The organism is Aurantimonas manganoxydans SI85-9A1, assembly GCF_000153465.1.
Lineage (GTDB): Bacteria > Pseudomonadota > Alphaproteobacteria > Rhizobiales > Rhizobiaceae > Aurantimonas > Aurantimonas manganoxydans.
In genome coordinates this window covers 2,738,245-2,750,534 of the sequence record NZ_CH672387.1, presented here as the reverse complement: position 1 = coordinate 2,750,534, position 12,290 = coordinate 2,738,245, and the positions used below count along the sequence as shown (strand labels likewise).

Annotated in this window: 11 protein-coding genes; 7 read left to right on the top strand and 4 right to left on the bottom strand. The window is 68.4% G+C overall.

All coding sequences use genetic code 11. From position 1 onward, the window contains the following. Positions 1–3: 3 nt before the first annotated feature. Entirely contained in the window at positions 4–447 is a 444-nt protein-coding gene (locus SI859A1_RS12970) for an MgtC/SapB family protein (RefSeq protein ID WP_040325790.1), read from the bottom strand. Between the two features lie 131 nt (positions 448–578). Next, positions 579–1,538 (bottom strand): alpha/beta fold hydrolase, encoded by a 960-nt coding sequence (locus SI859A1_RS12965; RefSeq protein ID WP_009210201.1) that lies wholly within the window; start codon positions 1,536–1,538, stop codon positions 579–581. A 174-nt stretch (positions 1,539–1,712) separates the two neighbouring features. Here SI859A1_RS12965 and SI859A1_RS12960 point away from each other — a divergent pair, with 174 nt between their 5' ends. The 5 genes from SI859A1_RS12960 (at position 1,713) to SI859A1_RS12940 (ending at position 8,384) form a co-directional block, all read left to right on the top strand. After that, positions 1,713–2,012, top strand: a complete 300-nt coding sequence (locus SI859A1_RS12960; RefSeq protein ID WP_040325789.1) for a BRO-N domain-containing protein — start codon at positions 1,713–1,715, stop codon at positions 2,010–2,012. 100 nt (positions 2,013–2,112) lie between these two features. Further along, positions 2,113–3,138: a ribonuclease T2 family protein gene (locus SI859A1_RS12955; RefSeq protein WP_040325788.1), complete on the top strand. Its 1,026-nt coding sequence runs from the start codon at positions 2,113–2,115 to the stop codon at positions 3,136–3,138. A 95-nt stretch (positions 3,139–3,233) separates the two neighbouring features. After that, positions 3,234–4,406 carry a GAF domain-containing sensor histidine kinase gene (locus SI859A1_RS12950; protein ID WP_009210198.1) on the top strand — a complete coding sequence of 391 codons (1,173 nt, stop codon included), beginning with the start codon at positions 3,234–3,236 and terminating at the stop codon, positions 4,404–4,406. Between the two features lie 323 nt (positions 4,407–4,729). Further along, positions 4,730–7,933: a hybrid sensor histidine kinase/response regulator gene (locus SI859A1_RS12945; RefSeq protein WP_009210197.1), complete on the top strand. Its 3,204-nt coding sequence runs from the start codon at positions 4,730–4,732 to the stop codon at positions 7,931–7,933. A 169-nt stretch (positions 7,934–8,102) separates the two neighbouring features. Then, positions 8,103–8,384, top strand: coding sequence for an SH3 domain-containing protein (locus SI859A1_RS12940; RefSeq protein ID WP_040325787.1), 282 nt, complete (start codon positions 8,103–8,105; stop codon positions 8,382–8,384). 99 nt (positions 8,385–8,483) lie between these two features. Here the strand turns inward: SI859A1_RS12940 and SI859A1_RS12935 are convergent, their stop codons facing one another. Together SI859A1_RS12935 and SI859A1_RS12930 are read right to left on the bottom strand one after the other, a co-directional pair. Then, positions 8,484–9,125 carry a glutathione S-transferase family protein gene (locus SI859A1_RS12935; protein ID WP_009210196.1) on the bottom strand — a complete coding sequence of 214 codons (642 nt, stop codon included), beginning with the start codon at positions 9,123–9,125 and terminating at the stop codon, positions 8,484–8,486. Positions 9,126–9,240: 115 nt separating this feature from the next. Then, on the bottom strand, positions 9,241–9,927 hold the full coding sequence (locus tag SI859A1_RS12930; protein WP_040325786.1) for an SDR family NAD(P)-dependent oxidoreductase: 687 nt from the start codon (positions 9,925–9,927) through the stop codon (positions 9,241–9,243). Between the two features lie 172 nt (positions 9,928–10,099). Between SI859A1_RS12930 and ettA the strand changes: the two genes are divergently transcribed. Both ettA and SI859A1_RS12920 read left to right on the top strand, forming a co-directional pair. After that, positions 10,100–11,749 carry an energy-dependent translational throttle protein EttA gene (gene ettA / locus SI859A1_RS12925; protein WP_009210194.1) on the top strand — a complete coding sequence of 550 codons (1,650 nt, stop codon included), beginning with the start codon at positions 10,100–10,102 and terminating at the stop codon, positions 11,747–11,749. Between the two features lie 162 nt (positions 11,750–11,911). After that, the gene (locus SI859A1_RS12920) at positions 11,912–12,226 is read left to right on the top strand and encodes a hypothetical protein (RefSeq protein ID WP_040325785.1); all 315 of its coding nucleotides are present in this window, start codon (positions 11,912–11,914) and stop codon (positions 12,224–12,226) included. Positions 12,227–12,290: the final 64 nt, after the last annotated feature.

The following is a 12,290-nucleotide window of genomic DNA, read 5'->3' as shown; positions in this document are numbered from 1 at the left end:
TGACTATTCCAGGTGCTTGACGACCCGCAGGATGATCAGCGTCAGGACGACGGCGATCACCGCGAGCAGATATTCCCCGAGACCGCAGGCGAGACCCACGGCGCCGGCCAACCAGAGCGAGGCGCCGGTGGTCAGCCCCTTCACCCGGCCGCGCGCCTGGATGATGACGCCGGCGGCGAGGAACGCGATGCCGCTGGTCACCGCCTCGACGATGCGGATCGGGTCGGCCCGGGTCGAGTCGCTGTCGAAGCGGTCGATCAGCACGACCATCAGCAGGGTGAAGAGGCAGGCGCCGATCGCCACCAGCATGTGGGTGCGCAGGCCCGCGGCATGTTCGCCGCTCTCGCGCTCGTAGCCGACGATGCCGCCGAAGATCGCCGCCGCGAAGAGCCGCGCGGTCTGCTGGAGGACCTCCCGAAGGGCCGGCTCGCTGAAGAAATCGATCATGGCATTCTCCCCGCTGTCGCGACCCGGTCGGCGCGCGCCGGACACGAGGTCGCGATGACGAATTCGGACATGCGGAGGAGAATGCGCCGGCGTTGCGCTCCGGCAAGGGGCGGCGCGCGGACGGCGTGCGTTCAGCCGGGGCGGGGCGCGGCGCCGCCGGCCGGCACGATCCGGTCGAGCCAGCCGAACAGTCCCGCCATGGCCGGCGCGCGATAGACCGGCACCTCGTTCAGCGTCTCGTGGCGCGCCCCCTCGACGATCTGCAGGGTCACGTCCCTGACGCCGGCGAGGCGCAACCGTCCGGCCAGCACCGTGACCGCCTCGCCCTTGTCCGTCGCCGGGTCGGCGGTGCCGCCGAGGCAGTGGACGGGAAGCTCGGCCGGCAGCATCGCCAGCCCGGCCTCCGACCCGCCCTGGAAGATCAGCGCCATGACGTCCTCCATCATCGACAGGGTCGGTGCGAAGCCGCAGAGCGGATCGGCGATGAAGGCGTCGACCGCCGCCGGATCGTGGGACAGCCAGTCCTGCATGGTGCGGCGGGGCGAGATCGCCTTGCCCCAGGCCTCGAAGGTGGCGCGCTGCAGGATGCCGCTGGGCACGTCGGAGCCCTTCAGCGCCTTCTCCACCTTGAGCGCCAGACGGCCGACGCGCTCCTCGAGCCCGGCGGTGAAATTGGCGTTCCAGACGGCGACGCCGGCCAGTTCGCGGCCATGGCGTTCGGCGTAATTGAGGGCGATCAGGCCGCCCATGGAATGGCCGAAGACGATCACCGGCAGGCCCGGATGGCGGGCGGTTGCGTCCAGATGCACGGCGCGGCAGTCGGTCAGCACCTTTTCGGCGCCGTTGCGGCGGGCAAAACGGCGCAGCGGCGCATCCGCCGCCGTGGTCGAGCCATGGCCGCGATGATCGTGGGCAAAGACGTGACAGCCCTTCGCGGCGAGCGCCGCGGCGAGATCGCCGTAGCGTCCGGCATGTTCGGCAAGGCCGTGATGGACGAGGACGATGGCGCGCGCGGGGCCGGTTGCCCGCGCATGATGGACATGGAGCGCGGCGCCGGTCTTGGTATCCAGTGTGTAGCTGCCGTCGAACATGTCGTCTCTCCGCGTCGCAATGCCGGACGATAGCCGGATTCGCCGGGCCGCGCACGGCGATCGGCGGCCGGAATGGCGGCAGAATGGGCGGCCGGTCGTTGCGCGCGTGCGCTGCCGGGCGCTGATGCGGGTTTCGCCTTTCGTCCGCCGTGGTTCCGCTCTATCGCCGGGATCATGACACGCACGGTTCTCGCTACCCTCCTTCTTCTCGCAGCCTTGCCGGTTGCCGCCCAGACGCCCGTGACCGGCCGCTTCATCGCCGAGGCGCGCTGTCCGGCGCTGGCCTCGCTGACCGATCCGTCCAATCCCGGGACCGTCGCCACCGAGCCCGGCAAGGCCTATGCGCTGATCGCGCGCAGCGGCGCGCCGGCGACGCATTATCTCGTCCGCATTCCGGGCGCCGAGCCGGCCCGGCGCTGGGTCGCGGTCGGCTGCGGCCGGATCGAGGCGGCCGCCGACAACGCGGCGTCCTGACCGCAAGTCGCGCATACGCCTGCGGCGGACCGTCAGGCGGTTGGCCGATCGCCGTCCGGCGTGCACAATCGGCTCGGGCTGGACGGGAGGAGGACGCCGCATGAACGGCTTCGCACGGAACGGCATGATCGCAATGGGGCTGGCGCTGGTCCTGGCATGGCCCGGGACAAGCGGCGCGCGCGCGCAGGAACCGCTGGAGGGCTTCGTCATCGCCCGCGAGGCCTGCGACGCGACTTTGTCCATCCGCGGCGGTCCCGACCGGCAGAGAGAGCGGCTGGTCGTCGACCGGGCCTACAGGCTGATCGGCGAGAACCGCCGCGACGGCAGCCACTACCAGGTCCAGATTCCGGGCGCCGATCCGGCACGGCGCTGGATCGCCAAGACCTGCGGCGAGCGTGTGCGCCGCGTCGAGACGGCCGGCGAAATATCCGCGCCGGCCAGCCAGCGGGACGCGGATGCCGGGCGCAATGCCCATCGCGATCTGGTGCTGGCGATCAGCTGGCAGCCGGCCTTCTGCGAGACCCGGCCGGGGCGGCCCGAATGCCGGTCGCAGCACCAGGGCCGCTTCGACGTCGACAATTTCTCGCTGCATGGCCTGTGGCCACAGCCGCGCGGCACCGAATATTGCGGCGTCGCACCGGCACAGCAGCGGCTCGACAAGGCCGGGCGCTGGTCCGACCTCGCCCCGCTGCCGCTGAAGCCCGACACCGCGGCGGCGCTGGCCGAGGCGATGCCCGGCGCCCGCTCCGCCCTCGACCGCCACGAATGGCTGCGCCACGGCACCTGCTACCGGGCCGATGCCGAGGAATATTTTGCCGACTCGCTGATCGTCCTGGGCGCGATCAACGCCTCGCCGGTGCGCCGCCTGTTTGCCGGGGCGATCGGGCGGGAGGTGACGGCGTCGCAGATCCGCGAGGCCTTCGACGCGGCGTTCGGCAACGGCGCTGGCGAGCGGGTGCGGGTCGGCTGCGTCGATGACGGCGGCCGCCGGATCGTGCGGGACCTGATCATTGGCCTGAAGGGCGAGATCACGCCGCAGGCGGATGTCGGCGCGCTGATCCGGGCGGCGCCGCGCATGCGGGGCGGCTGTGCCGCAGGGATCGTCGACGCCGTCGGCCTGCAATGAGGCTGGCGGCGCGGACCGCGCGCTTGCGCCTTGAAAACCGAGCCGGCATGATCTGCCGGAACAAATGGTTGACCCAGCAGGAAAGTTTCTGACGCGTGCAGACCGATTTGCAGTTCGACATCGACGCCATAGGTCGAATCCCGTCGGTGCCGACAATTCTCAATGTCCTCGCCCGTGTAACGGGGATGCGCTTTGTCGCCGTGGCGCGGGTCACGGGCGAGCGCTGGGTGACCTGCAGTTCCCTCGACCGGATCGGCTTTGGGCTTACCCCCGGCGACGAATTGCAGGTGGAGACCACCATCTGTCACGAGATCGAGCAGAGCCACCAACCCGTCATCATCGACGACGTCGAAACGGACGGTGCCTACTGCAATCATCCCACCCCGCAGATGTATGGCTTCCGCAGCTATATCTCGGTGCCGATCATCCGCGCCGACGGCGGGTTCTTCGGCACCCTCTGCGCCATCGATCCGCTGCCGGCGACGCTCAAGGACGAGACGATTGTCGGCACGTTCACCTTGTTCGCCGACCTGATCGCCTCGCATCTCGACGACCAGGAGAAGCTGGCGGCCAGCGAGGCGGAACTGGCGTCGGCCCGCCATGTAGCCGATCTGCGCGAGCAGTTCATCGCGGTTCTCGGTCACGATCTGCGCAACCCGCTCGCCTCCATCGATGCCGGCGTCAGTATGCTGGCGAAGCGGCCGCTGGACGAGCGCGCCCGGAACATCGTCGGGCTGATGCGCGGCAGCGTCGTGCGCATGGGCGGCATCATCGACAACGTGCTCGATCTCGCCCGGTCGCGGCTCGGCGGCGGCCTCAGCCTGTCTCGCGACGCCGATGTGCCGATCGAGGAGACGCTGCGCCAGGTGGTCGACGAATTGCGCTCCATTCGGCCGGATGCCCGGGTCGAGGTGGATCTGACGATCGACCGCCCGGTGCCCTGCGACCGCTCGCGGGTCGGCCAGCTCCTGTCGAACCTTCTCGGCAACGCGCTGACCCACGGTGCCGAGGACCGGCCGATCATGGTCGAGGCGCGCACCGACGACGGCGGATTCGAGCTGTCGGTCCGCAATCACGGTACGCCGATCCCCGACGCGGCGATGGCCAGCCTGTTTCAGCCGTTCTTTCGCGCCGACACGCGTCCGAGCCAGCAGGGGCTGGGTCTCGGCCTCTACATCGCCGCGCAGATCGCCGAGGCCCATGGCGGGACGCTGGATGCTGCTTCGACCCGGGACGAGACCCGGTTTACCTTCCGCATGCCGATCTGAGAATCCGGGTCGGTCGAGCCGGAGGGCACCAGGCGCAGGGCCATGCGGCGCCTGTCCGCGCGGCACGGCAGCGCAGGTCGGTAGCCGGATGTGGGACTCGGCCGGTCTGCCTCTTGCGTAAACGGGCGTTCTGTGACCGATACGAAGCCTGAAGGGGCCGCTCAAGACGGCCCGCGAACGCAATATCCCAGACACCGCGCGCCTGCCGCGCCCGCACCGGCCATCGCCCGGCTCATCGGCAACGAAGAGCCGGAAGGCGGGGATGGCGGATACGGCCACGGGCACTAACTGATGGCCGGGGTAGCAGAGGCGATGCGGAGACCATGACAGATCAGCAGGTTGGCAACGCCTCTACGGCCATTCCAGCGTTTCTGGCCGGCGGCGGCGCGACGGGCGAATGCCTGCGCACATTCGCCTGGGCCGACACGCCGCTCGGGGCCCCGCAGCACTGGCCGACGGCACTGAAGACGCTGGTCGGCGTCATGCTGTCGTCCAACCAGGCCATGTTCATCGCCTGGGGGCGGGAGCGCACGCTGATCTACAACGACGCCTATTCCGAGATTCTCGCGTCGAAGCACCCTGCAGGGCTGGGCCGCGACTTCCTGGAGGTCTGGCAGGAGATCCGCGCCGACCTGGTGCCGATCGTCGACCAGGCCTATGCGGGCGAACCCGTGCACATGGACGACATCACGCTGCACATGCAGCGGCGGGGCTATCTCGAGGAGACGCATTTCAGCTTCTCCTACACCCCCGTGCGCGATGAGACCGGTGCCATCGCCGGCTTCTTCTGTCCCTGCAACGAGATCACCGGCCAGGTTCTGGCCGAACGCCGCCTGCGCGAGAGCGAGGCGCGGGCCAAGGGCGTTCTCGACGGGATGGGCGAAGGCTTCGCGCTGCTCGACCGGGAGTTCCGGGTCATCGATCTCAATGTCGAGGCCCAGCGGATCGAAAGCCGCCCGCGCGAGGAGTTGGTCGGACACTTGCATTGGGAGCTCTATCCCGGAACCGAGGACAGCGAACTCGGCCGCCAATACAAGAAGGCGATGAGCGAACGGGTCCCGGTGGCGCTGGAATATCGCCACGTCTGGCCCGATGGTCGCCCGGTCTGGGTCGAGGCGCGCGCCTATCCGGTCGAGGACGGGCTCGCCGTGTTCTTCCGCGACGTGACCGAGCAGAAGCAGACCGAGGCTGTCGCGCGCGAAACGGCCGAACGATACCGCCTTGCGGTCCGGGCCACCAACGACGCGATCTGGGACTGGCACTTCGCCAGCAACCACGTGCTCTGGAACGAGGCGCTGGAGACCGCCTATGGTCACAAGCCGGAAGATGTCGAGCCGACCGGGGAATGGTGGATCGGCCGTATTCATCCGGAGGACCGCGCGCGGGTCGATGCCAGCATCCATGCGGCGATCGACGGGACGGAGACCAGCTGGGTCGACGAATACCGGTTTCTGCGGGCCGACGGCAGCTATGCGGATGTGCTCGACCGCGGCCATGTGATCCGCGACGACAGCGGACAGGCGGTGCGCATGCTCGGGGCGATGCTGGATCTGACCGAGCAGCGCCGCAACCAGGCGGCGCTCCGCGAGAGCGAGACGCGCTTCCGGACCTTTGCCGAGGCGCTGCCGCTGGTGCTGTTCACCACTGATGCCGACGGGCGCTACGACTACACCAATCCGTTCCTGCAGGCCTTTACCGGCATGTCGGCCGAGGCGCTGGCGGGCTTCGGCTGGAGCGAGGCGCTGCATCCGGACGACCGCGCCCGGGCGCTGGCGGTCTGGGACGAGCGGCGCGCCGCCGAGGAGCCGTTCGAGATCGAGTACCGCCTGCGCCGCGACGACGGGGTCTATCGCTGGTTCCTCGGACGCTGCGTGCCGGCCCGAGCCGCGCAGGAGGGCGCGGCGCTGCGCTGGATCGGCACCTGCGTCGACATGCAGGACATCGTCGAGGCGCGCGATGCCAAGGCGCGGCAAAGCGAGGACCTGGAACGTCTGGTGGCCGAGCGCACGGCGGACCGCGACCGCATGTGGCGGCTGTCGACCGACCTGATGCTGGTGGCGCGGTTCGACGGCACGATCCTTGCCACCAATCCGGCCTGGACGACGCTGCTCGGCTGGGACGAGGCGGACCTCGTCGGCACCTCCTTCCTCGACCTGATCCATCCTGACGACACCGAAGCGACGCAAGCCGAGGCGGCCCGGCTCTCCGAGGGGCTCTCGACCCTGCGCTTCGAGAACCGCTACCGCACACGGGACGGCAGCTATGTCTGGTTGTCCTGGACCGCCGTCCCCGACGAGCAGTTCATCCACGCGGTCGCCCGCGACGTGAACGCCGAGAAGGACGCCGCGGCCGAGCTGGAGCGGGCGCAGGAAGCGCTGCGCCAGTCGCAGAAGATGGAAGCCGTCGGCCAGCTCACCGGCGGGCTGGCCCATGATTTCAACAACCTGCTGGCCGGCATTTCGGGCTCGCTGGACCTGATGGGCACGCGCCTGGCGCAGGGGCGGCTGAGCGAAGCCGACCGCTATCTCGTGGCGGCCCAGGGCGCGGCCAAGCGCGCCGCGGCGCTGACGCACCGGCTGCTCGCCTTCTCGCGGCGCCAGACGCTCGATCCCAAGCCGACCAACACCGGTACGCTGATCAGCGGCATGGAGGAACTGATTCGGCGCACGGTGGGGCCGGCGATCGGTGTCGAGAGCGTCGGCGGCGGCGGGGTGTGGAGCATTCTCGTCGATCCCAACCAGCTCGAAAACGCGCTGCTGAACCTGTGCATCAATGCGCGCGACGCCATGCCGGACGGCGGCAAGATCACCATCGAGACCGCGAACCGCTGGCTCGACGGGCGCGCGGCGCGAGAGCGCGATCTCGCCCCCGGCCAGTACATCTCGCTCTGCGTCAGCGACAACGGCTCGGGCATGACGCCGGACGTGGTCGAGAAGGCCTTCGACCCGTTCTTCACCACCAAGCCGATCGGCATGGGCACCGGCCTCGGCCTGTCGATGATCTACGGTTTTGCCCGCCAGTCGGGCGGCCAGGTGCGGATCTATTCCGAGCTCGGCCAGGGCACGATGGTGTGCATCTACCTGCCGCGCTACCTCGGCACCAAGGACGACAGCGAGGACGCGGCGCCGCCGGCGCCGGCGGTTGCGCCGACCGAGACCGGCAGGACGGTGCTGGTCATCGACGACGAGCCGCTGGTGCGCATGCTGGTCGTCGACGTTCTGGAGGAGCTCGGCTACACCGCGCTCGAGGCCGGCGACGGTCCGTCGGGCATGAAGGTGATCGAGTCCGAGGCCCGCATCGACCTGCTGATCACCGATGTCGGCCTGCCGAACGGCATGAACGGGCGGCAGGTGGCCGAAGCGGCGCGGCAGATTCGCGCCGGCCTGAAGGTGCTGTTCATCACCGGCTACGCCGAGAACGCCGTTCTCAATCACGGCCATCTGGAACACGGCATGCAGGTGGTGACCAAGCCCTTCGACATGGGCGACCTGACCCGGCGCATCCAGGCGATCCTCGCGGAGGACTGAGCCCGCACGCGGCGGAGCCGATATTTCCCGCCGCGCCACGCCTGGTGATCGCGAGCGGACGCCCGGACGTGCAATCCGGACGCCGGGGCATGGTCACGCCCTGCCAGACACGCCACTCATGGCGGGACGCCGGCACGGATCCGGCGTCGCGCACAGGGAGTTCAAGGCGATGCTGCGGTCCGCGACGATCTCGGGAGTGATGCTGGCCATGCTGCGTATCGGGGCGGGCACGGCGCCTGCCCATGCCGCCGAAGTGTGCGGCCTCGATCCCAATGGCGACTATTACCTGTCGGTCCGGGAAGGCCCGGGCTCGCGCTATCCGGAACTGACCCGGCTGGGTCAGCGGACCTATGTCGACATCATCGATGCCAATGACGACGGGTCCTGGTACGTCGTCGAGGCCGATGGCGAGCCGACCGGCTGGGTCTATGCGAGCTTTATCTGCCAGTAGGCGCCGGCCCCCGGACGTGGCAGCAAGCGCCCGCCGGATCGCTCGCGACATGCCGGCCGGCCAGCGCCCGTCGAGAGGGGCGCTGCCGGGGCATGGGCATCAGACCACGCGCAGGTCGTCGTAGGACACCATGACGTGTTCGCGATATGCCGGGCGCTCGGTGAGGGCGGCGTAGTAGCGTTCGATGGCCGGATGTGACGGCCGGTCGATGGGCAGGTCGTAATAGCGGTAGAGCAGATGGCCGAACTGCAGGTCGGCGAGGGTGAAGTCCTTGCCGGCAATGTAGCCGTGTTCGGCAATGCGCGCCTCGGCGATGTCGAAGCGCGGCTTGAGCGCCTGGACCGCCGCGGCGATGGCGGCCGCGTTGCGGTCGGCCTCCGGGACCCGGACGATCTGCCAGAACACCGGGCCGCTGAAATTCAGCCAGATGTTGAGCTTGGCCCATTCGGCCCATTTGTCGATCTGGGCGCGGGCCGGGACGTCGTCCGGCCAGAACGGCGCGTCACCGTAGCGGCTGGCGAGATACCGCAGGATAACGGCGGATTCGAACAGCGGCTCGTCATCGCCGTCCTTGAGCACCGGCACGAGGCCGTTGGGGTTCATCGCCCGGTATTCCGGCGTGTCGGTGCCGCCGTATTTGTGGCCGGCATCGTGGCGTGTCGCCTCGAGCCCGAGTTCGGCGATGCCCCACATCACCACCTGCACATTCGACGAATTCCGGCGTCCCCATACGGTCAGCATGTCTCTTCCCCTCGCTTGCGATCCCTCGTGGCGCCAGTGATGCGGCAGGGCGTCGCGCTTGGCAACCGCGATGCCGGGGACGATCGGGCAGTGGGACGGCGCGCGCCTGCCGCGGTCAGAAGCGCTCGACGAAGGGGCGCAGCTCGATCTCCCAGCTCCAGGCCGAGCGATGCTGGTCGATCAGTGCCAGATAGGTCTCGGCGATCGCGTCGGGATCGAGCATGGAATCGGGCTTGTCGGCCGGCTCGCTGCGGCCGGGATTGCGGATGGCGCCGTCGATGACGACGTGGCCGACATGGATGTTCTGCGGATGCAACTCGCGGGCCATGGACTGGGCGAGGCCGCGCAGGGCGAACTTGCCCATGGCGAAGGGGGCCGACTGGGCAAAGCCCTTCACGCCGGCCGAGGCCCCGGTGAACAGGATGGTGCCGTGGCCCTGTGCGAGCATGCGCCGGGCGGCGGCCTGCGCGACGAGGAAGGCGCCATAGGCGGTGACGTCCAGCGCCCGGCGGACCTCGGCAGGGTCGAGATCGACCAGCGGGCCGCGCACCCGCGCCGACGGATTGTAGATGGCCACCGCGAGGTCGCCGTCGATGCCGTCCACCTGTTCAAACAGGCGGCAGACGGCAGCCGGATCGGCCGCGTCGCCGGCGGCGGTCGTCGCACCGGTCTCGGCTTCGAGATCGGCGAGCTTGTCGGTGTTCCGGGCGGCCAGCACCAGATGATGCCCGCGGGCGGCGAGCTGGCGGGCCAGCGAGGCGGAAAGGCCGTCGCCGACCCCCACGATCAGGGCGATGGACATGGGCTGGCTCCTCGGCAGCGTTGCGGCTGGCGACAAGGATAGGCGAGCTGCGCGCTGTTGCGAGGGAGCGTCTGCCGCGCCTCTTCGCGTCGCTGCCGTTGCTCCGCCTGCTCCGATGGCTTACGTACGGCGCAACTTCTCTTTCCATCTCGATACGGAGCGGCAGCGCGCAATGGCACGCCAGTTCATCTATCACATGTCCGGACTTTCGAAGGCCTACGGCAACAAGAAGGTCCTCGAGAACATCCATCTCTCCTTCTACCCCGACGCCAAGATCGGCATTCTCGGCCCGAACGGCGCCGGCAAGTCGACGCTGCTCAAGATCATGGCCGGCGAAGACAAGGATTATACGGGCGAGGCCTGGGCCGCCGAGGGCGCGACCGTCGGCTACCTGCCGCAGGAGCCGCATCTCGACGAGTCGAAGACGGTGTTCGAGAACGTCATGGAAGGCGTCGCCGACAAGCAGGCGATCCTCGACCGCTACAACGAACTGATGATGAACTACTCCGAGGAGATCGCCGAGGAGGGCGCCAAGCTCCAGGACGTCATCGACGCCCAGAACCTGTGGGACCTGGAGAACCAGGTCGAGATGGCGATGGACGCGCTGCGCTGTCCGCCGCCGGACGCCGAGATCGCGCCGCTCTCGGGCGGTGAGAAGCGCCGCGTCGCGCTCTGCCAGCTGCTCCTGTCCAAGCCCGACATCCTGCTGCTCGACGAGCCGACCAACCATCTCGACGCCGAGACGATCCTGTGGCTGGAAAAGCACCTGCGCGAGTACGAGGGCTCGGTGCTGATGATCACCCATGATCGCTACTTCCTCGACAACGTCACGGGCTGGATTCTCGAGCTCGATCGCGGCCATGGCGTGCCTTACGAGGGCAACTATTCGGTCTATCTGGAGAAGAAGCAGAAGCGCATGCAGCAGGAGGGCCGCGAGGACGACGCCCGCATGCGTGCCATCACCCGCGAGCGCGAGTGGATCCAGCAGGGCGCCAAGGCCCGCCAGACCAAGTCGAAGGCGCGTATCCGGGCCTATAACGAACTGGTCGAGGCCGCCGAGAACCGCAAGCCGGCGGACGGCAAGATCGTCATCCCGACCGGCGAGCGCCTTGGCAACCGGGTCATCGAGGTCGAGAACCTGACCAAGAGCTACGGCGACCGGGTGCTGATCGAGAACCTCTCCTTCAAGCTGCCGGCCGGCGGCATCGTCGGCATCATCGGCCCGAACGGCGCCGGCAAGTCGACGCTGTTCAAGATGCTCACCGGCCAGGAGAAGCCCGACAGCGGCGAGATCAAGATCGGCGAGACCGTCGATCTCGGCTATGTCGACCAGAGCCGCGACGACCTGACGCCGAACAACACCGTCTGGGAGGAAATCTCCGGCGGCGTCGACATCATGAAGCTCGGCAAATACGAGATGAACAGCCGCGCCTATGTCGGCAACTTCAACTTCAAGGGTCCGAACCAGCAGCAGAAGGTCGGCACCCTGTCGGGCGGCCAGCGCAACCGCGTCCATCTCGCCAAGATGCTGAAGTCCGGCTCCAACGTCATCCTGCTCGACGAGCCGACCAACGATCTCGACACCGAGACGCTGACCGCGCTGGAGGATGCGCTGGAGGAATACGCCGGCTGCGCCGTGGTCATCAGCCATGACCGCATGTTCCTCGACCGGCTGGCGACGCACATCCTCGCCTTCGAGGGCGACAGCCATGTCGAATGGTTCGAGGGCAACTTCGAGGATTACGAGCAGGACAAGATCCGCCGCCTCGGTCCCGAGTCGGTCAATCCGAAGCGTCCGACCTACAAGCGCCTGACCCGCTGACGGGCTCGCACCGGTCCGGTTTCCGGAAGGGAGCCGGACCGGGGGCCGGGACCGAACGGTTAACAGGGTGTTAGCCGGCTATCGGTCCCGGTTGTGTCCTGCTACTTTGTCCTCGCGCAATGGGCGCGAGGGAGGGCAGCCGTGACGAACAGACGTCTATCCATGATCGCGACCCTCGCCGGAGCGGGGCTTCTGATCCTCGGCCATGCGGGTGCGCAGGCGAAACCGGCCGATTGCTACAGCTCCGACGACGGCTATTTCGACTGCGACTTCCAGATGACCGATTCGGCTGGCAGCTTCACCATCACCGGGCCGGACGTGACCTATATCCTCGTCATCGACAGTCCGGGCTATGCCTCGGGCTTCGTCAATCTGGGCCATCGCAACGTTCCCTTGCCCGGCACCTATGTGCGCGAGCGCGGCGACCCGGCCTGCTGGTCGAGCGCCGCGACCGATACGCGCATCTGCGCCTGGTAAGGTTTTGTTCGCGCTGTCGCTTCCCTGTGAAGATTCATCATGGCATCAGCAACCAAATGGCAGG

Bases quoted from the DNA above. Each gene is read 5' to 3' on its own strand.
- SI859A1_RS12970 (WP_040325790.1), bottom strand. From the start codon at position 447: ATGATCGATTTCTTCAGCGAGCCGGCCCTTCGGGAGGTCCTCCAGCAG.
- SI859A1_RS12965 (WP_009210201.1), bottom strand. From the start codon at position 1,538: ATGTTCGACGGCAGCTACACACTGGATACCAAGACCGGCGCCGCGCTC.
- SI859A1_RS12960 (WP_040325789.1), top strand. From the start codon at position 1,713: ATGACACGCACGGTTCTCGCTACCCTCCTTCTTCTCGCAGCCTTGCCG.
- SI859A1_RS12955 (WP_040325788.1), top strand. From the start codon at position 2,113: ATGAACGGCTTCGCACGGAACGGCATGATCGCAATGGGGCTGGCGCTG.
- SI859A1_RS12945 (WP_009210197.1), top strand. From the start codon at position 4,730: ATGACAGATCAGCAGGTTGGCAACGCCTCTACGGCCATTCCAGCGTTT.
- SI859A1_RS12940 (WP_040325787.1), top strand. From the start codon at position 8,103: ATGCTGCGGTCCGCGACGATCTCGGGAGTGATGCTGGCCATGCTGCGT.
- SI859A1_RS12935 (WP_009210196.1), bottom strand. From the start codon at position 9,125: ATGCTGACCGTATGGGGACGCCGGAATTCGTCGAATGTGCAGGTGGTG.
- SI859A1_RS12930 (WP_040325786.1), bottom strand. From the start codon at position 9,927: ATGTCCATCGCCCTGATCGTGGGGGTCGGCGACGGCCTTTCCGCCTCG.
- ettA (WP_009210194.1), top strand. From the start codon at position 10,100: ATGGCACGCCAGTTCATCTATCACATGTCCGGACTTTCGAAGGCCTAC.
- SI859A1_RS12920 (WP_040325785.1), top strand. From the start codon at position 11,912: ATGATCGCGACCCTCGCCGGAGCGGGGCTTCTGATCCTCGGCCATGCG.